The organism is Kribbella sp. VKM Ac-2571 (genome assembly GCF_004362255.1).
GTDB classification, from domain to species: Bacteria; Actinomycetota; Actinomycetes; order Propionibacteriales; family Kribbellaceae; genus Kribbella; species Kribbella pratensis.
Genome location: NZ_SNWS01000017.1, coordinates 60,654 through 80,418, shown reverse-complemented (window position 1 = coordinate 80,418; position 19,765 = coordinate 60,654). Strand labels below are relative to the sequence as shown.

Sequence of the window (19,765 nt, the reverse complement as noted above, 5' to 3'; positions counted from 1 at the left end):
GTAAGGACGAACGAGCGTCGCCAAGGCATGAACACGACTACGGCTCGCTTACGGCGTACTGCGTTCCGGTGCTGGTGCGGCTGCGGGACAGGCGAAGGATCTACGCTCTGAGCGTGGCTACTCGTGTTCTAGTGGTGGACGACGACCCGACCGTGTCGAACGTCGTCTCGGCGTACCTGACCAAGGCCGGGTACGACGCCCGTGTGGTCGCGGACGGCGCCTCGGCGGTCGAGGTGTGGCAGCAGTGGAAGCCGTCGGTCGTCGTACTGGACGTGATGCTGCCCGGACTGTCCGGACTCGAGGTGCTACGCCGGATGCGCGCGGCCGACGACGGTGCCGCGGTGATCATGCTGTCCGCGCGCGGCGAGGAGGAGGACCGGCTGGTCGGGCTCGAGGTCGGTGCGGACGACTACGTGGTCAAGCCGTTCAGTCCGCGGGAGCTGACGCTGCGGGTGCAGGCGATGGTACGGCGGGAGGAGCGCCTGGCCGGGCTCGATCTGACGCCTACGAAGCTGAGCGCGGGGCCGGTCATGGTCGACACGGCGGCGCGGCGCGCGTACCTCGGCGAGAGCGAGCTCTCCCTGACGCACCGGGAGTTCGACCTGCTGGCGTACCTGGTGTCGCATGCGGGCAAGGCGTACACGAAGGCCGAGTTGCTCCGTCGCGTGTGGGGCTGGGACTTCGGCGACTCGTCGACGGTCACCGTGCACGTACGGCGGTTGCGGGAGAAGATCGAGGCGGATCCGTCCGACCCGAAGCTCGTCCTCACGGTGCCGCGCACCGGGTACCTGTTCGCCGGTGACGCGTCGTGAACAAGGACATGGCGACCATCCTGGCGCTCACCACCGGGTGGACCCTGCTGGTGGCGGCGGTCGGCGCGGTGGTGCTGTGGCGGATCCGGCGGCGGTCGTTGCGGATCACGATGATCGTGGCGGCGCTGGCGCCGATGGCCGGTGCGCTGGCCGCGGTGCTGCAAAGCGTGCGGGCGATGTTCATCTCCGAGCACGACTCGTGGGTGGTGCTGTGGACGCTGGCGTTCGCGGCGCTGCTCGGGCTGGCGATGTCGGTGCTCCTCGGGCACTGGATCGCCGTCGGGTCGCGGGATGTCGGACGGCGGTTGCGTCATCTCGGGACGTCGTACGAGCCGACCGTAGGCGCCGTCGGGGTGGTGCCCGCGGAGCTGGCCGCGTTGCGGGACGAGTTGGAGCTGACGCGGAAGAAGCTCGCCGCGTCGCATCAGCGGGAGCGGGCGCTGGAGACGAGCCGGCGGGAGCTGGTGGCGTTCATGTCGCACGACCTGCGGACGCCGCTGGCCGGGTTGCGGGCCGTGTCCGAAGGACTCGAGGACGGCGTGATCGACGACGTACCGGGCGCGTTGCGGCAGATGCGGTCGACGGTCGACCGGATGACCGGGCTGGTGGACGACCTGTTCGAGCTGTCGCGGTTGTCGACGGCGCCGCCGCCGCGCCGACGGTCGGCGGTGAGCCTGCGGGAGCTGGCCGAGGACGTCGCGGGGGAGAACAGCGAGCACGCGCGGGCGGAGGGCGTTCAGCTGTCCGTGTCGACGCCGTGTGACGACGATCGGCTCGCCGTACAAGGGGATCCGGACGAGTTGACGCGTGCGGTCACCAACCTGGTCGGGAACGCGATCCGGCACACGTCGGCGGGCGGGACGGTGACGCTGACGGTCGATCGCGAGCTCGACGGGCGGGTCCGGCTCGCGGTGACCGACGGGTGCGGCGGGATTCCCGCTGACGATCTGGAGCGCGTCTTCGACGTCGGCTGGCGCGGCGACGAGCAGCGCACACCCGACGCGGGCGGCGGCGGGCTGGGGCTCGCGATCGCGCGCGGTGTGGTCGAGTCCCATGACGGGAAGATTGCCGTCAGCAACGTCGACGGCGGATGCGCCTTCGAGATCGACCTTCCGCCGGTCCTAGCCGGCCGAGTGGAGTAGATCCTCGAGACCCGCCTGCAGGTCGTACGCCGGCTTCCAGCCGAGCTCGTTCTTCAGGCGGTCGGACGAGGCGGTGATATGCCGGACGTCGCCGAGGCGGTACTCGCCGGTGACGACGGGCGGCGGGCCGCCGTACGCACGGGACAGCTCGGCGGCGACCTCACCGATCGTGGTGACGGTGCCGCTGCCGACGTTGTACGCCGTGAACGGTGGCTGCTGGGGGAGGGCGGCCGCCGACAGCGTGACCGCTGCCGCAACGTCGCGGACGTGCACGAAGTCGCGGCGTTGACGACCGTCCTCGAAGACGCGCGGCGTTTCGCCACGTTCGAGGGCGGAGCGGAAGATCGCGGCGACTCCGGCGTACGGCGTGTTGCGTGGCATGCCGGGGCCGTACACGTTGTGGAAGCGGAGCGCGGTCACCCTGCCGCCCGTCTCGCGGGCCCAGGTGGCGGCGAGATGCTCGCCGTTCAGCTTGCTGGCCGCGTAGGCGTTCCGCGGATCCGGCGCAGCGTCCTCGGTGACGAGACCGGGCCGCAGCGGAGCACCGCAGTGCGGGCAGGGCGGCTCGAAGCAGCCTTGTTCGAGATCTTCGGTACGTCGGGGGCCCGGGGCGACCTGTCCGTGGTCGTCGCAGTCGTAGCGGCCCTCGCCGTACACGACCATCGAGCTCGCGTAGACGACGTTGCGGATGCTGCCGAGCGACCTCAGAAGGACCGCTGTACCGAGGCTGTTGGAGGAGACGTAGTCGTCGATGTCGTCGAGATGGACGCCGAGGCCGACCTTCGCGGCCAGGTGGATGACGGTGTCGACGCCGTCCAGCGCCCTGGTCACGGCGTCCGCGTCGCGGATGTCGCCGACGATCAGGCCGGGGCGGCTCGCGGGGCGCGCGGCGTGGACGTCCGGGCGGAAGGAGTCGAGGACGGTGACTTCGTGGCCCTCGGCAACGAGCTGGTGGTGGACATGACTCCCGATGAAGCCGGCGCCGCCGGTCAACAAGACTCTCATGATTGGCGGCACGTGCAGTCGGTGTCGGGCTTGGGGAGTTGCGCGATCACGTTCTTGAGCAGGTCCTGCAGGCGTTCGATGCTGTGTTTGAAGGCTTCGAACACCTCGGCCTGGGTCACGCCGGTGCCCGTCTCCACACCCGCGTCGTGATCGGTGACGACAGCGATCGACGTGTAGCAGAGCGCGAGTTCGCGGGCGATGGCCGCCTCGGGTGCGCCGGTCATGCCGACGACCGACCAGCCCTGCGCCGCATGCCACTGCGACTCGGCCCTGGTCGAGAACCTCGGCCCGTTGATGACAACCATCGTGCCTTCGGGTACGACGTTGCCGGCGGCAATCATCGTGGCGCGGCCGACGGGGCAGTACGGATCCGCGGCGGAGGTGTGCACCACCGGCGCCGCGTCGTACACCGTGTGTTCCCGGCCCCACGTGCGATCGACGTACTGGTCGGGGACCACGAACGTGCCGGGGGTCAGCTCGGGTCTGAGCGACCCGACCGCGCAGGGGCCGAGGACCTGGCGCACGCCGAGCTCGCGCAGCGCCCACAGGTTCGCGCGGTAGTTCACCCGGTGCGGCGGGAACCGATGGTCGGCGCCGTGCCGCGGTATGAACGCGACCTCCCGCCCATCGAGGTCACCAACAAGCGGCGGCTCGCTGGGCGCGCCGTACGGCGTCTCGATCTCGACCGTTTCCGCACCGGTCAGAAACGAGTAGAACCCGGACCCGCCGATCACGCCAATCTCAGCCATACCCCCGACGCTAGTGCCGCCCCACCCCACCGATCACCCGATCCGCCCCACCGTCACCGCCCCGTAAGCCCCACCACAGCAACTTTGAGAACCCACCAACCAAATTTCTGCGCGATTTCTGGTTGGTGGGTTCTCAAAGTTGGGCTGCAGTGGCGGGTCCGCGGATGTGGGGTCGGGAGGGACGGGTGATCGAATGGGGGTGTGGAGATGTCTTGGGCGCTGCTCGCGGTGGGCGTGGTGCTGCTGCTGTTCGGCGCCTACGCGAGCTGGACCGCCGGCCGGCTCGACCGGCTGCACCACCGTGTGGAGCTTGCCCGCGCATCATTGGAGACCGAGCTCGCGCGCCGCTCCGCCCTGGTCGCGGAACTGGCCGGCAGCGACATCCTCGACCCGGCCTCCGCCCTCCTCCTGCTCGACGCAGCCCACCGCGCCCGGGCAGCCTCACTCGACGCGCTCGAAGTCCGCGAACAAGCCGAGTCCGCTCTCACCCGAGCAATCCATGCCACCGGCACCGACATCGAACCCTGGGCCGGCGAACTGTCCCTCGCAATGCGTCGCGTCCAACTGGCCCGCCGCTTCCACAACGACGTCGTCGTCTCCACCCGTGACCTGCGCCACCGCCGCATCGTCACCTGGTTCCGCCTGGCCGGCCACGCCCCCATGCCCACCACGATCGAACTCGAGGACGGACGATGAGCAGCTTCGAGGAGGATGTCGAGCGATATCGGCATGAGTTGCGGGTGCATTGTTACCGGATGCTCGGGTCGTACGACGAGGCCGAGGATCTGGTGCAGGAGACGTTTCTTCGTGCATGGCGGGCGATGGGGGAGTTCGAGGGGCGTTCGTCGGTGCGGGCGTGGTTGTACCGGATCGCGACGAACGCGTGCATCGACGTACGGCGTCCTCGTCGGGTGCTGCCGTACCAGTTGGAGCCGTCCTCGTTTCCCGCTACAGCTCTGCCGGCGCGGGAGGATGTGCCGTGGTTGCAGCCGTTCCCCGACGTACTGCTGGATCGGGCCGAGGAACCGGACGCGGTCGCAATCCGGCGGGAGACGATCGAGCTGGCGTTCCTGATCGCGATCCAGCACCTGCCTCCGCGGCAGCGCGCCGTCCTGATCTTCCGCGACGTCCTCGGCTGGTCCGCCCGCGAGACCGCCGCCGCTGTCGACCTGTCGGTGGCAGCCGTCAACTCCGCCCTGCAACGCGCGCGTCCGGTCCTCCGCGAGCATCTGCCGCCCCACCGGTCCGAGTGGTCGGCGCGCGACACCTCCGAGGATGAACGCAAGCTCCTCCAGCGCTACCTCACTGCCTGGGAGAACGCCGACCCCACCGCCCTGGCCGCCCTGATGCACGAAGACATCCGCATCACGATGCCGCCGTACCCGTTCTGGTTCGAGGGCGTCGAGGACGCGATCCGCTCCCTCGTCCCGAACCTCACCCCGACGTACCGCGGCCATTGGCACTTCATCCCCACCACCGTCAACCGCCAACCCACCCTCGCCGCCTACCTGAACAACGGCTTCTTCGCCCTGGACATCTTCCGCATCGAACAGAATCGAATAGCGGAAATGACCGCCTTCGAAACCACAAATGCCGGTCGGTACGGCCTGCCGCGGACGATATAGGCGCCGGAGCTACTTTCCGCCGCGTTCGATGTGCCGCTTCATCTTCATGGCCTTGCGCCCGGACATCACGCCTTCTTTGTTGAAGTTCTGGTGCGCGATGATCTCGTTGCCGCGGGCAACCCGCTCCTTCCGCGTCGGCTTCTTGGCGGGCTCTTTCTGTCCGAAGACACCCATGTTGTTCGTCCCTTCGTCATCGGGTAGCAGATACCGGAAACGTACCTCGGCAACGGGTCACCGAATACGACGTCATTTCGCGTCGGCGTACCTTTCGACCACCGCCGAAACGAAGGCGAAGTTGGTGGGGGTGGGGCCGAAGGTGAGGGTGCCGGCGAGGTTGCCGGCTTGCTGGATGGCTTCGGTGACCTGGTCGGCTTCTTCGGCGGGGCAGTGGACGATGACCTCGTCGTGCTGGTGGAAGACGAGCTCGGCCTTGAGGGGTTCCAGGGACTGGCGGAGGGCGGCCAGGAGCAGTAGAGCCCAGTCGGCGGCGCTGCCTTGGACCACGAAGTTTCTGGTGAAGCGGCCGCGGGCCCTCGCATGGCGCGGGTCGGTGGTGGGGATGTCGGCGGGCGGTCCTTCGAGCATGGCTTCGTCGAGCGGGTGGCCGCTCGGCGGGCAGGTGCGGCCGAGGTACGTGCGCACCAGTCGGCCTTCCTCGCCCGCGCGGGCCGCGTCGTCGACGTACTGCACTGCCTGCGGGAATCGTTTGCGCAGCATGGCGAGGTTCTTGAGGCCGTCGCCGGACGTCTGTCCGTAGATCGCACCCAGTACGGCGATCTTGGCCTGCGCCCGGTCTCCGGAGAACGCCTGGTCCGACACGGCCTTGTAGAGATCGCCGGGATCGCTGGCGACCTCCATCAGCGCCCGGTCGCGGGAGATCGCGGCGAGGACGCGCGGCTCGAGCTGCGACGCGTCGGCGACGACGAGCCGCCAGCCCGGGTCGGCGACCACCGCGCGGCGGATCACCTTCGGGATCTGCAGCCCGCCGCCGCCGTTCGTGACCCATCGACCCGACACCGTGCCGCCGGGCAGGAACCCGGGCCGGAAGCGCCCGTCGTGGACCCAGTCGTTCAGCCAGCTCCAGCCGTTCGCGGTGTAGATCCGATACAGCTTCTTGTACTCGAGCAGCGGTGCCACCGCCGGATGGTCGATGTGCTCGAGCTCCCACTTCCGCGTCGACTTCACCTGGTATCCGGCCTGCTTGAACGCCTTCAGTACGTCGGCCGGCAGCTCGGGACGCACGCGGTGCCCGAAGGCCGCGGAGATCTCGTCCGCGAGCTCGGTCAGCCGGCGCGGCTCGCCCGAACCCGGGAACCGTTCACCGAGCAACTCGTTCAACAGCTCCCGATGCGCGTCCGCGCTCCACGGCAACCCGGCGAGATCCATCTCCGCGGCGACCAGCATCGCGGACGATTCCGATGCCGTGAGCAACCGCATGCGGTCGGGGTACTCGGCGAGATCGTGCCGTCGGAGTTGGTCGGCGTACACCCGGAGCAACGCCTCGAACGGGACCGGCTCGACGGCGATCTCGAACAACGACGACTGCTCACCCGGTACGACGGCGCGTAGCGGCGGATCGGGTGGGACCGGGCGTCCGCTCAATCGCGCCCACGCGGCGGCCGCGGACCGTGGCTCGCCGAGCCGGCCCTCGTGGCCGAGCAGCAGGCCCTCGGTGTTCTCGATGTCGTAGCACCGCTCCACCCGGACGCCGGCCGCCAGCAACCGCGGATAGATCTCGGTCGACGAACGCCACACCCACCGCGTGACCTGCGGCCGCGACGCGACGGCCGCGACCAGATCCGGCTCGCGCACAATCTCCCCGGCCGGCTGCCCGTCCGGATGCAGCGCGACGAGCATCGCCCCGCCGCCCTCCTCCGGAGCGATCAACCACCGTTCGTCCACGCCCCAATCCTCACACCCAGCACCGACACTTCTCTCCTGAGCCCACTTTGTGCACCAGATCCGTACGTCGACCGCCCGCCGCCGCGGATCTGGTGCACAAAGTGCCACCAGTGAGCACCGAGCGGGCCGTGGGCCGGGGGTGGGTGGGCCGTGGGGGTGAGGCCAGTTGTGGGAGACTGGACTTATGTGGCGGGTGGGGGATCTGGAAGCGGCGGACGGGACCAAGACCGAGCAGGTCGAAGGGCTCGTGCTGCGGCGGATCGAGCGGGGCGACCTGTCGATCGGGTCGCGGTTGCCCTCGGAGCGAGTGCTGGCGGAGCGGCTCGGGGTGAGCCGCGTGACCGTCGTCCGCGCGTTGGAGAACCTGCGCCGCGACGGCGTACTGGAGACCAAGCGTGGCTCCGGGACCGTGGTGCGGCCGCTGGACCGGCTGCTGGACCCTGTGGCGCCGGCGTCGACGGTGACGGCGGGGGACCGGCCGGTGCTCGACCTGCGGTTCGCGACGACAGCCGCGCCGCATGACGTGGCTGAGGCAGCCGCGCAGATAGTTCAGGACGGGCTGCCACAGGCCATGGGAGGTGACGGACCGCCACCAGGTGGTTCGCAAGAGCTCAGAGCGGCATTGGCCGAGCGCCTCACCGCAGAGGGCGTGCCGACCGAGCCGGAGCAGCTGACACTCACCGTCGGCGCCGCAGCCGGTTTGAACGCCGCACTGGCCGGCCTGGACCTCGGACCGGGCGTAGCGATCACCGAAACCCCGACGTACCCGGCTGCTTTCGACCTGCTCCGCAAACACCGCCTGGACGTAGCAGGCTGGCCCGCAGGCGTCTGGGACACCGACCAGCTCGCCCACCTCTGCCGGCGCCACCGCCCGAAGGTCATCTACCTGCAGGCCGACAACCACAACCCGACCGGGCTCAGCCTGCCGGCCGACCGCCGCCAAGCTGTGGTCGAGATAGCACGCAGGTACGGCGCTGCTCTGATCAGTGACGAGACGATGCGGCCACTGTGGTTGGCAAGCGGGGAGCAGGCCGATCCGCTGAGCCGCTACCCGCGGACCGTGAGTGTCGGCTCGCTGTCCAAGACGGTGTGGGGCGGGCTGCGCGTCGGCTGGGTGCGTACCGGCAAGCAGCTCCGCAGGCGGATCAACACCGCGGCACAGCTCAGTGTGGCGTCGCCGAGCGCGCTGGACGACCTGCTGGCGCGGGCGATCGTGCCGAAGCTCGACAAGGTGATCGGGCGCCGCAGGACCCGGCTGCGCGCCAACCTGAACGCCCTGGAGACCGGACTCCGGACGCTCGACGGTGTGGCGTGGCCCACGCCGACGGGCGGTATGACGCTCTGGCTCGAGCTGACCGAGACGAGGGCTCGCCGTGTCCTGGAGGCGGCGCGCGAGCGGGGGCTGCTGCTGGGCGCCGGTGACCTGTTCACTCCGGACGCGACCGACCGCCGGCACATCCGGATCCCGTTCACGGCACCGCCGGCCACGCTGCGGCTCGTGGTCGCCCGGCTGGGCGAGGCTCTTCAGTCCACTTGATTCGGTGTGGACTGAAGATCGATGCTCGTCACCTCCTAATCTGGACAGTGAGCCCCACGACCAGGAGGAATGCAGTGACGGAGAACGAGACCCCGCAGACCGGCCCGCAAGTTGGTACCGCGAAGGTGAAGCGCGGCATGGCGGAGATGCTCAAGGGCGGCGTGATCATGGACGTCGTCACCGCCGAGCAGGCCAAGATCGCCGAGGACGCCGGCGCGGTCGCGGTGATGGCGCTGGAGCGAGTCCCGGCCGACATCCGCGCCCAGGGCGGCGTCTCCCGGATGAGCGACCCGGACATGATCGACTCGATCATCAACGCGGTGTCGATCCCGGTGATGGCCAAGGCCCGGATCGGTCACTTCGTCGAGGCGCAGGTGCTGCAGAGCCTCGGGGTGGACTACATCGACGAGTCGGAGGTGCTCACCCCGGCCGACTACGCGAACCACATCGACAAGTGGCAGTTCACCGTGCCGTTCGTCTGCGGCGCGACCAACCTGGGCGAGGCGCTGCGCCGGATCACCGAGGGCGCGGCGATGATCCGCTCCAAGGGCGAGGCCGGCACCGGTGACGTGTCGAACGCGACCACCCACATGCGCCAGATCCGCCAGGAGCTCCGCAAGCTGCAGAACCTCCCGGAGGACGAGCTGTACGTCGCGGCGAAGGAGCTGCAGGCGCCGTACGAGCTGGTCAAGGAGGTCGCCGCGCTGGGCAAGCTGCCGGTGGTGCTGTTCACCGCGGGCGGGATCGCCACCCCGGCCGACGCCGCGATGATGATGCAGCTCGGCGCCGAGGGCGTGTTCGTCGGCTCCGGCATCTTCAAGTCGGGCAACCCGGCGCAGCGCGCGGAGGCGATCGTCAAGGCCACCACGTTCCACGACGACCCCGACGTGATCGCCAAGGTCTCCCGCGGTCTGGGCGAGGCGATGGTCGGCATCAACGTCGACGAGATCCCGCAGCCGCACCGGCTCGCCGAGCGCGGCTGGTGACCTCCTCGAACAGCCTGCCCTCGGTGGACGAGCGGACCGCCCGGGAGCTGCGCGGCCTGGCGCGCGTCCTGGTGCGGTCCGGGTACGCCGACCACGCGGCGATCACCGCTGCCCTGGCCGAAGCAGTGGAGGAGGACGCGCCGTCGATGGACGCGGCCGCTCTTGTACCGCTGCTGATCGGCGAGGCGGTCATGGACCTCAACGAGGACGCCGCCACCTGGCCCGCGACAACGGATCCGGACCGGTTGGACGCCGTACTCGCGGAATTCGAGCGTCTCGGCCTGGTGGTGGTCCGGTACACGTCGGACCACCACGCGGCTCGGCAGGCGCTGGAGGCCGCGGACAGTCCGCAGGGGCTGGTGTTCTTCACCGACACCGACGTCTGGCACGCGGTCGGCTTCGGCATGCTCGAGCTCAAGCTCTGGCACCCGGACACCGCGAACGTCGCACCGGGGGAGCCGCTGCTGGAGGACGTCCTCGCGCTCCTGCACCAGCACGACCTGCCCGCGGTGTTCGACGAAGGCCGGATCGAGGTCACCCTCGACTGGCAACGGAGGGTGACGCTATGACAGTGATCGGTGTGTTCGCGTTGCAGGGCAATGTGCGCGAGCACCTGGCCATGCTGGCCCAGGTGGGTGTCGAGGGTCGCGCCGTACGGCGTCCGTCCGAGCTGGCGGAGGTCGACGCGATGGTGCTGCCGGGTGGTGAGTCGACCACGATGGACAAGCTGGCCCGGGCGTTCGAGCTGTTCGAGCCGCTGCAGAAGCGGATCGCGGACGGGATGCCGGTGTTCGGCACCTGCGCCGGCATGATCATGCTGGCGAACGAGATCACCGGCGGGACCGCGGACCAGGAGACGCTCGGCGGGCTCGACGTGACGGTCCGCCGGAACGCGTTCGGGCGGCAGGTGGACTCGTTCGAGGCGGCCCTCGAGTTCGCTGCGCTGGACACGCCGTACCACGCCGTGTTCATCCGGGCACCGTGGGTGGAGCGCGTCGGGAGGGACGTGGAGGTATTGTCGACGGTGAGGTCGGGCCCCGCCACGGGTAGGATCGTCGCGGTTCGCCACGACCGGCTGCTGGCCACGTCGTTCCATCCGGAGATGACCGGGGACGCCAGGCTGCACGGCTACTTCGCCGAGCTGGTCCGCGGCCTCTGAGTCAGCGCAGTAGGTACGAAGGGTTGGGTTCGCCATGTCAGGCCACTCCAAGTGGGCCACCACGAAGCACAAGAAGGCCGTCATCGACGCGAAGCGCGGCAAGCTCTTCGCGAAGCTGATCAAGAACATCGAGGTGGCCGCCCGGATGGGCGGTGGCGACCCTGGCGGGAACCCGACGCTGTACGACGCCATCCAGAAGGCGAAGAAGTCCTCGGTCCCGAACGACAACATCGACCGCGCGGTCAAGCGCGGCTCCGGTGCCGAGGCGGGCGGCGCGGAGTACCAGACGATCATGTACGAGGGCTACGGCCCGAACGGCGTGGCGATGCTGGTCGAGTGCCTCACCGACAACCGGAACCGGGCCGCCGCGGACGTCCGTACGGCGATGACACGCAACGGCGGATCGCTCGCCGACCCGAACTCGGTCGCCTACCTGTTCAACCGCAAGGGCGTGATCGTCGTCGCCAAGGACCAGGACGGCAGGTCGCTGTCCGAGGACGACGTGATGGAGGCCGTGCTCGAGGCCGGCGCCGACGAGGTCAACGACCTCGGCGAGTCCTGGGAGGTCGTCACCGAGGCCACCGACATGGTCGCGGCCCGGACCGCGCTGCAGGACGCCGGGATCGACTACGACTCCGCCGACGTCCAGTTCGTCCCGTCGATGACGGTCGAGCTGGACGCCGACGGGGCCGGCAAGATCTTCCGCCTGATCGACGCCCTCGAGGACAGCGACGACGTCCAGAACGTCTACGCCAACTTCGACGTCTCCGACGAGATCATGGCCGAGGTCGGCTGACCCGCTTCACATTCCGAGGGCCTTTCCGTCGATCACCTGATCGGCCGGAGGGGCCTTCGGCGTTGTGACCTGGTTGTACTCGGAGAACGTCAGCGCGTCGGTGCCGGACGACTCGAGTCTGACCGGGCGCGCGGTGACGGTGTCGACCCAGAGGGTGCCGTCGGTGTCGCGCAGGCCGATCGCGGTGACGCCGTCGACGGTCCGCGGCGCGGTCTTGCGCAGCGTGCCGGTCGGCTCGAACAGCGTGTCGAAGAACTTCGGCTTGCTGGCGAACGCCGCGAGTTCGCCGAGGTCCTTGTCGGTCAGGGACGTCTTGATCCAGCGGCCTCCGACGAGCCCGATCACGGCATCCGCGTCGGCCTTCTTCTTGATCTGGGCCCGCCAGAACTTGTCGCTGATCTTCAGGTACGCCGTCTTGTCCAGGACGATCAGCGAGAACGCGGCGCCGTTGATGCTCATCGTGCCCTGACCGCCGGCCTTCGCGAGCCCGATGTCCAGCACGATCCGGTCGCCGTCGTCGGTCATCGACCCCTTCATCCGGACGCTGGTCGCGGCCTTCGCGGCGGCCTGGGTCTTGGCCAGGATCTTCGCGGAGGACAGTCCGGCGATCGTGCTCACCGGCGTACTGGCAGACCGCGTGGACGGCGTGGACGGCGTGGACGGTGTCACCACCGGCGACGGCGTGACGGACGTTGCCGTCGGGGTGGGTGTCGGCGTGCTCCCCAAGGAGTCGCTGGTTGCCGGGTCGGATCCCTGGCAACCAGCGACAAGTGCAACCAGGACGCCCACCATCGCGCCGGCCGCTGTACGACGTATCAGCATCTTGCTCCCCCTCCCGCACAGCTCAGTGCAGATATCAGAGAGATGCCGGCGGCGCCCGAAAAGTTGCTTTCAGTTCCAGTAGCGGCCCTCCACCAGGTGCAGTGCGGCGAGATCTTCCGCGACCAGTCCGGCGTAGACGGTGGCGCCGTACTCGGACGTGTGGGTGTCGTCGCGCTTCTCACGGGTCAGGTACAGCGCCTTGGCGGCCTCCGGCCCGAGTGCCTCGACGACTGCCTGCGTGCGTGCCGTGAGATCGATCAGGTCGACGTGCTCGGCCGCCGCGACCGAGCGCATCTCGGCCGGGAGATCGACACCCAGACCGTTGACGATCAGGCCCGTCGAGTTGAGCTTCGACCCGGTGAACCACCGGCGCACGATCGGCGTCACCAGGACGGGGGTCGCGCCGGTGGAGCGGACGCCGGACACGATCTCGGTCAGGTTGGCCCGGTACTGCGCAGCGGTCGTCTGCTTGTCGTTGTGGGCGAACTGCACGAGTACGACGTCCCGCGGCCCGAGCTGCGGCCGCAGCGCCTCCCACATCGCCGGCTCGGCGAGAAACGACACCGTGCTCTCACCTGATCCCGAGTGGTTCACCACCGACAACCCCTGACCGAAATGGCTCGGAAGTCGCTGGCCCCAGCCCGTGTACGGCGCGGTCTCCTGGTCGGTGACTGTGGAGTCGCCGGCCAGGAACAGCCGTCGCGTGCTCACCGGTGCCGGTGTCACCACGACGTTCAGCGGAGCCGGCCCGGAGAGGCGCAACGTGAGTCCCGGCGCACCTGGTCCACCGAACCCGTTCTGCTGTCCCTCCGGTTCCCGCACGTTGACCGTGAAGCGCAGGACCGGCTCCGAGCTCCCGGACACCATCAGCCGCCGGGCCTCCGCGAGTACCTCGACAGGTTCCCGCGCGCTGCCCAGGACCACCTTCACGTCGTAGTCGCCCGGCGGGACGTCGTACGTGCAGGTGACCGGCGCATCGCCGGTGCACTCGGCCGGGACCGCCGCCGCGGCCGTCATCGGTTGTGCGCCGAGGACCAGCACGACCCCAGCGGTGAGTAAACGCAGCATGCCGGCCACGTCACGGGTTCACGATCTTGTCGCCGACCAGGGCAAGGGTCTGGATGGCGGCGAGGCCGTAGAGGGCTGTGGTGTTGGTGGAGACCCACTTGGCGGCCTTGGTGGGGTTGAGCGTCGTGTTCACGTCTTCGGCGGTCCACGGGAGGTTCGGGGCGTAGCCGTCGCCGGTGTAGAAGTCCTTCCACGCTCGAGCAGCCAGGTCGTCCCGGTTCAGCCGGACAGCGGCGTACGCCGTCAACCGGGCGTGCCCCTGCCGCAGGATCAGATTGCCGAAGTACGCACCGCACTCCTCCGTCTGCTCGGCACGGGTGCCGTTGAACAGCCGGCAGTACTGCAGCCAGGCGGCCTCGAAGGCGGGCATGTCCACCAGGTCGATCAGCTCGGCGCAGATCTCCACCTCGCCGAACATGGCGCTCAGATGGGACACGCTGACGATCTTCTCGGTCACTGGTGCGAAGCGACCTGTGTCGAGGTCGTACAGCCCGCTGCCGGTGACGAACCCGTTCGGCATCGCACCGATCGTCTCCATCGTCCCGAGCAACTTGGCCTTTGCTACAGCAGCCTTGGGCCCTTGCCGCTCCCACTCGGTCAGCCAGGCAGCAGCCAGGCCGCTCCAGTCCGTGCCGAGGCCGATGGACAGCGCATGCGGGTCAGGTGTGTACGGCTCGGTCCTGATCTTCCGCAGCGGGTCCAGCACCAGGAACGTCTTGTCCGAGTCCACCAGCTCCGACAGCAGGTCGCCAGTACGCTCGTCGGCCGTCAGGTAGTAGTAGAAGCGCCGATACGCCGCCGTACTGATCCGCTGCTGCTTCGCACTGTCCGCCCAGTGCTGTACGCCGTGCCGCGTACCCAGGCCGGCCCACTGACCCAGGTGATAGACGTCGACCTCACCGGTGTGCCGAGTCATCGCCTCCGCGAACCGGAAGATGTCGGCACGCCCGGATCGCAGGAACGCGTACCAGAGCCACAGGTCCGGTGACAGCTCCGAGTTGTCCCAGGCGTACCCGCCCACGTCGTACCGCCACACCAGCCGGTCCTCGTCGAACGTGTGCATGATGTCGCCGTAGTCCCAGAATCCGTACCAGTGCCGCGACTCGACCTGCCCGCGGTAGTAGTCGAACAGGAAGTCCAGGTGGTCCTCGATCGCCTTCTTCGCCGGCACGGACCGGTCCACCGGGCTGAACAGCCCACCGAACACCCGGGAGCTCACCAGTTGGTCCACCGGGTTGATGAGCTGCGGCGGCGTCCGCACCTGGTCGGCCAGGTCACCCAGCCGCGCAGCCGACGGCGTCGCCTCCAGCGCCCAGAACGTCAGCTCAGATGTCCGGGCGATGCCGTACGGCGTACCGAACCCGGGCTCGTAGTCCTCATAGGTGATGTTCAGGCCCTCGAGCTGCTCCGGGTAGGTGTCCTGGCCCATGCCGTCGTGGTAGAACCGCGTGTCCATCGCACCGGCCGCCGGCGACCACAGCCACACGGTCACCTCGGCTTCGTCGGTCGCCGCCTTCCGGACGTCCAGCTGCGTCGGGTGCCGCTGCCAGAAATCCCTGAGTCCAAAGGCGAATCCGCCGCTCACGCCACCGACGTACCCGAGCCCGGAGGCGCGTTTGCCCTGGTCGACGGAGACCCAGCCGTACCCCTTCGCGGTCCGCTTCTTCACCGTGAACCCGTCCGCGGTCAACTGGCTCAGCGAGTAGTCACCCCACTCGGGGATGTACTGCAGCCGCGTCGTCACCCGCTGGTCCCACGTCGCCGGATCCGGCAGCTTCGTCCCGGCGATCTGCGCGGCCCGTACGACGGCACCCGGGTCCCGCCGCAGACCGGTGATGCCCTGCACCGCCTCGGACACCATCCCGTGGCCCTCGCCGACGAAGCGCACATGCCGGTCGTACGCCGCGTCGCGCATCGGCACCGAGAAGCGCACGCCGAGCCCGGCGATGTAGTCCTTCTGCCCGTCGCGGTCGTAGACGAACGTGTGCACCATCCGCACGTTCTCCGCGCCGGCGACGAAGTACAGCCGGACCGAGAACGGCAACCAGGTCAGGCCCTTGCGTGACTTGTGCCGGCCTTCGATCTTCACCACCGCGCGGACGGGACCGGCCTGCTCCACGGTGACTTTCTGGATGTCGCTGTCGTACTGCTCCCGGACCGCGCCGCCGACCTCGTCCTCGGCGATCTTGTCCTGCTTCAGGTTGACGAGCACGCCCTTGTGCGCGATCAGCACGTCACCACGCCAGATGTGGCTGATCAGCTCGGTCCCGCTCTTGCGGATCCGCGCCTTGATCACGCCGGTGTCGACGTCGACGTACAGCTTCTCGTTCTGCACCGTGACGGGATGGGCCGGTGCGGTCGCCGTACCCGGGCCGAGTGTGTACGACTCGGCAGGTGCGTCCACTGCGATCGCGTGTGCACTCCACTTGAGGGAGCCGTCCGGCCAGTACGCGGTCGGCCAACTCTGCACTGGTACGTCGGCGCCGTCAGCGGACTTGAGCGCGAACGACTGGTTCGCTGGTACGGCGCCCTTCGGCCAGGGCGTGCCCCACGTGGTAACTGCCGCTGTAGTGGGCTTGCCTTCGAGCCAGCTCAGCTTCACGTCGGAAGCCTCAGCAGCCGCGGCTGGTTGGATGTTGTCGAGCAGGGACACCGCAGGTACGGCGGCCATACCTGCTAGGACGGTACGTCGGGAGACCTCCATGCCGTTCCACCTTTGCCATTCCCGGAGTCATTCCGGTGTTCGGGGATCAGGGACAGGTTCTGGATCGCTGCCAGCGCGTACTGCGACGCGCCGTTGGTACTGATGAACGCGGCCTCGTCAACCGGCATCAGCGCGCCGTCGACGGGAGTGGCCTTCCACTCGGCTTCGCGTTGCATGGCGTTGCGGTTGAGCTGGTCGCCTTCGTCGACGAAGAACTTGCGCCAGGCCACGCGGGCGAGCTCCGGGTCGCCGGTGCGCGCGGCGGCGTACGCGGCCAGCCGGCTGTGCGCCTGGACGAGTGAGATGCCTTGCAACGGCTGACCGAGCTCTGCTGCCTGTTCCTCGGGCGAGAGCAGGTACAGCCGGCAATAGTCGAGCCACGCCTTCTCGAACCCCGGTACGTCGAGGTCCAGGTCGATGAGCTCGGAACAGATCTCGGGCAGCCCGAAGAGCGAGGACAGGTGGGAGACCGCGATGGTGTCCCGGCTGGTGTCGAACCGTCCCGTGGACAGGTCCAGCCGCGCGCTACCGGTCAGGAAGCCGTAGCGCAACGCAGCGATGTCGGACATCGTCCCCACGAGCCGTGCACGGGCCCGCTCGTCGCCGTGTCGTTCCCAGCGCGTGAGCCACGCAGCGGCCAGTGCACCCCAGTCCACACCCAGCTCGATGGACAGCGCATGCGGGTCGGGGGAGTAGACGTCCGGCCGCACCTTGCGCTGCGGGTCGACGACGAGGAACGCCTCCTCGATGGTCGCCAGCTCGTCCATCAGGTCACCTGTCCGCTCGTCCGCGGTCAGGTAGTAGTAGAAGCGCCGGTAGATCGCACTGGAGATCCGCACCTGCTTGCAACTGCAGCCCCAATGCTGCACGTTGTGACGCGACCCCAGGCCCTTCCAGCGGCCCAGGTGATGTACGTCGACCTCACCGGTGTGCCGTGTCATCGACTCGGCGAAACGGAACACGTCGGCCCGTCCGGTCCGCAGGTACTGGTACCAGAGCCACAGGTCGGGGGAGAGCTCCGAGTTGTCCCAGGCAAACCCGCCCACGTCGTACCGCCACGTGTGCCGGTCGCTGTCGTAGGTGTGCATGACGTCGCCGTAGTCCCAGAACCCGTACCAGCGGCGTTGCTCGCGCTGACCGACGTAGTACTGGAAGAGGAAGTTCAGCCGGGCCTCGATGTCCTGGTGGTCTGCGGTGGGCAGACTCCAGGTGCCGAACACACCAGCGTCCAGCAAACTCGCAGGAGAGACCGTGAGCAGTCCAGGCGAGTCGAGCAGCGCTACGTGTTCCGACAGGTCCTCAGCTGACGGTGTGGTGTTGTGGACCCGCAGGCTGAGCTCATGCGTGCGGGCGACACCGTGTGCGTTACCGAAGCCCGGCTCGTAGTCCTCGTAGGTGATCTCGAGTCCCTCGAGCTGTTCGGCGTACGTGTCCTGGTCCATGCCGTCGTGCCAGTAGCGCACGTCCATGGCCGGCGCACTGGGCGACCACATCCACACTGTGGCCGTGGCGACGTCGGTGGCCGCGTTGCGGATGTCCAGCCGGGTCGGGTGCAGTTTCCAGAAGTCACGTAGCCCGAAGCCCAGTCCGCCGCTCACGCCGCCGACGTACCCGTAGCCGGGCGCTCTGGTGCCGGACGGGATGGTGATCCACCCCTGTCCCGCGCCGGTACGTTTCCGCAGCGTGAAACCGTCTGCACTGGTCTGGTCGAGCGTGTAGTCGTTCCACTGCGGGATGAGGTGCAGGCGGTCGGCCACCTCCGGGTTCGGGATCGCCTCCACGGCACCGCCGGCGACCTGGGTACGCCGTACCTCCTCGCCCGGATCGCGACGCAGACCGGTCAGACCGCGCACTGCCTCGGTCAGGAACCCAGACGGTCCCGCGAGCCGGATGTGGCGGTTGTGCGGTTCGTCGCGCATCACGACGTCCGCGCTGAGCCCCAGACCGGCCAAGAAGTCCCGGTCCGGATCGCCGTCCCAGACGAAGCTGTGCACGATCCGTACGTCGGCAGCGCCCGCGTAGAAGTACAGCCGCACCGAGAACGGCAGCCAGTCGCCGTGCTTGCCCTCGAGCCGGACGACAGCCCGCACCGGGCCGTCCTGCTCCACAGTGATGCGATCCACCGTCGCGGTCGTCTGCTCCCGCGATCCGCCCAGGTCGTCGTCGGGAGCGTCCTGCCGCAGACTCACCAGCCGAACGTCCCGTACGACTTCCTGACCGTCGTAGCTGATCGATGCGATCAACCCCGGTTGCCGGAGCACCCACGCGAAGCGTCCGGTCGTGACTCGTAGCTCACCGTCGGTCCGTTCCATCTGAACCGGCTGGGCCGGCGTCGCGGGCTCACCGACGACCAGCTCGTACGACGACTCGGGCCGCTCGGACGGCCCGATCGCGTGCGCGGACCACTTCACCGAGCCGTCCGGCCACGTCGCAGTCGTCCAGCTCTGCACCGGCGTACCGTCGTCCAACGCGAACCGGGTGCCGTCGGCAACCGTTCCGCGGGCCCAGGGAACACCCCAGGAAACGCCTTGTCTGCACGGGGTTTCCAGCCATTGCAGTGTGGTCATTCCTTAACCGATCCGATCAGTACGCCCTTCGCGAAGTGCTTCTGCAGGAACGGGTAGAAGAACAGGATCGGCAGCGTCGCGACCACGACGACCGCGAACTTCAGGCCCTGCTCGGGGAACGTCACCGTCTCCAGTTGCTGCAGGACGTTCGCCGAGTCCGCGTTCGCCGCGGTCAGCTGGCGGACGATCATCTGCAGCGTCCACTTCTTGCTGTCGTCGATGTAGAGCAGAGGCGACATGTAGTCGTTCCAGATCCCGACCGCGTAGAACAGCGAGAACGTCGCGATGATCGGTTTCGACAACGGCAGCACGATCCGCAGGAACACGTTCAGCTCGTTGCACCCGTCGATCCGGGCCGCTTCCTCGAGCGCCTCCGGCAACTCCTGGAAGAAGCTCTTCACCACGATCAGGTAGAACGGGTTGATCGCCAGCGGCAGCATCAGCGCCCAGTAGGAGTCCAGCAACCCCAGATCCCGGACGACGAGGTACGTCGGGATCATGCCGCCGCTGAACACGAGCGTGAAGATCACCAGGTTCAGCACCAGCGCCCGCCCCGGCAGGAACCGCTTCGCCAACGGATAGGCCATGGTCAGGGTCAGCAGCAACTGGATCACCGTGCCGACCGCGGTCACGCCGACCGTGGTCAGCAACGCGCGGACGAACGTGTCGGTGGAGAAGATGTAGTGGTACGTGTCGGTGACGAACTTGTGCGGCCACAGGAAGAACGGCCGCGAGCTGATCTCGGACTCGGTCGCGAACGACCCGGCGAGCACGTAGAGCAGCGGAAGCACCGTCACCAGGGCCAGTGCGGTCAGCACCACGACATTCAGTACGTCGAACACGCGACTGCCGACCGAGTCGTAGTACCGCACCCGTTGTTTCATGAGTGAT

General features: G+C 68.5%; 18 protein-coding genes. 9 read left to right on the top strand and 9 right to left on the bottom strand.

The genetic code is table 11. The features are described from left to right. Window positions 1-113: 113 nt before the first annotated feature. Window positions 114-812: a response regulator transcription factor gene (locus tag EV651_RS31510; RefSeq protein WP_133788905.1), complete on the top strand. Its 699-nt coding sequence runs from the start codon at window positions 114-116 to the stop codon at window positions 810-812. Then, window positions 809-1,954, top strand: coding sequence for a cell wall metabolism sensor histidine kinase WalK (locus tag EV651_RS31505; protein WP_133788904.1), 1,146 nt, complete (start codon window positions 809-811; stop codon window positions 1,952-1,954). Before EV651_RS31510 ends, EV651_RS31505 begins: the two co-directional genes overlap by 4 nt. Here EV651_RS31505 and EV651_RS31500 read toward each other — a convergent pair. Together EV651_RS31500 and EV651_RS31495 are read right to left on the bottom strand one after the other, a co-directional pair. Next, window positions 1,934-2,959, bottom strand: a complete 1,026-nt coding sequence (locus tag EV651_RS31500; RefSeq protein ID WP_133788903.1) for an NAD(P)-dependent oxidoreductase — start codon at window positions 2,957-2,959, stop codon at window positions 1,934-1,936. The two genes, EV651_RS31505 and EV651_RS31500, sit on opposite strands and share 21 nt — an antisense overlap. Continuing rightward, complete coding sequence (locus tag EV651_RS31495; RefSeq protein ID WP_133788902.1) at window positions 2,956-3,708, bottom strand: S-methyl-5'-thioadenosine phosphorylase; 753 nt, start codon at window positions 3,706-3,708, stop codon at window positions 2,956-2,958. Before EV651_RS31495 ends, EV651_RS31500 begins: the two co-directional genes overlap by 4 nt. A 207-nt stretch (window positions 3,709-3,915) precedes the next feature. Between EV651_RS31495 and EV651_RS31490 the strand changes: the two genes are divergently transcribed. After that, window positions 3,916-4,404, top strand: coding sequence for a hypothetical protein (locus EV651_RS31490; RefSeq protein ID WP_133788901.1), 489 nt, complete (start codon window positions 3,916-3,918; stop codon window positions 4,402-4,404). Next, entirely contained in the window at window positions 4,401-5,333 is a 933-nt protein-coding gene (locus EV651_RS31485) for an RNA polymerase subunit sigma-70 (RefSeq protein WP_133788900.1), read from the top strand. The genes EV651_RS31490 and EV651_RS31485 overlap by 4 nt, the downstream gene beginning before the upstream one ends. A 9-nt stretch (window positions 5,334-5,342) precedes the next feature. On the opposite strand, the gene EV651_RS41630 is transcribed toward EV651_RS31485, so the two are convergent. After that, the gene (locus tag EV651_RS41630; RefSeq protein ID WP_166658856.1) at window positions 5,343-5,507 is read right to left on the bottom strand and encodes a hypothetical protein; all 165 of its coding nucleotides are present in this window, start codon (window positions 5,505-5,507) and stop codon (window positions 5,343-5,345) included. A gap of 72 nt (window positions 5,508-5,579) precedes the next feature. Then, entirely contained in the window at window positions 5,580-7,235 is a 1,656-nt protein-coding gene (locus tag EV651_RS31480; RefSeq protein WP_133788899.1) for a bifunctional 3'-5' exonuclease/DNA polymerase, read from the bottom strand. Window positions 7,236-7,419: 184 nt separating this feature from the next. Here EV651_RS31480 and EV651_RS31475 point away from each other — a divergent pair, with 184 nt between their 5' ends. The 5 genes from EV651_RS31475 to EV651_RS31455 all read left to right on the top strand — a co-directional run bounded on the left by EV651_RS31475 (window position 7,420) and on the right by EV651_RS31455 (window position 11,713). After that, window positions 7,420-8,772, top strand: coding sequence for a PLP-dependent aminotransferase family protein (locus EV651_RS31475; RefSeq protein ID WP_133788898.1), 1,353 nt, complete (start codon window positions 7,420-7,422; stop codon window positions 8,770-8,772). 74 nt (window positions 8,773-8,846) lie between these two features. Continuing rightward, window positions 8,847-9,758 (top strand): pyridoxal 5'-phosphate synthase lyase subunit PdxS, encoded by a 912-nt coding sequence (gene pdxS, locus EV651_RS31470; protein ID WP_133788897.1) that lies wholly within the window; start codon window positions 8,847-8,849, stop codon window positions 9,756-9,758. A gap of 23 nt (window positions 9,759-9,781) precedes the next feature. Continuing rightward, window positions 9,782-10,327, top strand: coding sequence for a hypothetical protein (locus EV651_RS31465; protein ID WP_238157308.1), 546 nt, complete (start codon window positions 9,782-9,784; stop codon window positions 10,325-10,327). Continuing rightward, complete coding sequence (pdxT, locus tag EV651_RS31460) at window positions 10,324-10,917, top strand: pyridoxal 5'-phosphate synthase glutaminase subunit PdxT (RefSeq protein ID WP_133788896.1); 594 nt, start codon at window positions 10,324-10,326, stop codon at window positions 10,915-10,917. Before EV651_RS31465 ends, pdxT begins: the two co-directional genes overlap by 4 nt. A gap of 34 nt (window positions 10,918-10,951) precedes the next feature. Beyond that, window positions 10,952-11,713 (top strand): YebC/PmpR family DNA-binding transcriptional regulator, encoded by a 762-nt coding sequence (locus EV651_RS31455; RefSeq protein WP_133788895.1) that lies wholly within the window; start codon window positions 10,952-10,954, stop codon window positions 11,711-11,713. 6 nt (window positions 11,714-11,719) lie between these two features. Here the strand turns inward: EV651_RS31455 and EV651_RS31450 are convergent, their stop codons facing one another. From EV651_RS31450 to EV651_RS31430, 5 genes are all read right to left on the bottom strand, one after another. Continuing rightward, complete coding sequence (locus tag EV651_RS31450) at window positions 11,720-12,535, bottom strand: hypothetical protein (RefSeq protein WP_133788894.1); 816 nt, start codon at window positions 12,533-12,535, stop codon at window positions 11,720-11,722. 69 nt (window positions 12,536-12,604) lie between these two features. Beyond that, window positions 12,605-13,603 (bottom strand): rhamnogalacturonan acetylesterase, encoded by a 999-nt coding sequence (locus EV651_RS31445; RefSeq protein WP_133788893.1) that lies wholly within the window; start codon window positions 13,601-13,603, stop codon window positions 12,605-12,607. Between the two features lie 10 nt (window positions 13,604-13,613). Beyond that, entirely contained in the window at window positions 13,614-16,307 is a 2,694-nt protein-coding gene (locus tag EV651_RS31440; protein ID WP_133788892.1) for a Tat pathway signal sequence domain protein, read from the bottom strand. Continuing rightward, entirely contained in the window at window positions 16,280-18,874 is a 2,595-nt protein-coding gene (locus EV651_RS31435) for a Tat pathway signal sequence domain protein (RefSeq protein WP_133788891.1), read from the bottom strand. The genes EV651_RS31440 and EV651_RS31435 overlap by 28 nt, the downstream gene beginning before the upstream one ends. Next, window positions 18,871-19,758, bottom strand: a complete 888-nt coding sequence (locus EV651_RS31430; RefSeq protein ID WP_134006058.1) for a carbohydrate ABC transporter permease — start codon at window positions 19,756-19,758, stop codon at window positions 18,871-18,873. Before EV651_RS31430 ends, EV651_RS31435 begins: the two co-directional genes overlap by 4 nt. Window positions 19,759-19,765 lie beyond the last annotated feature (7 nt).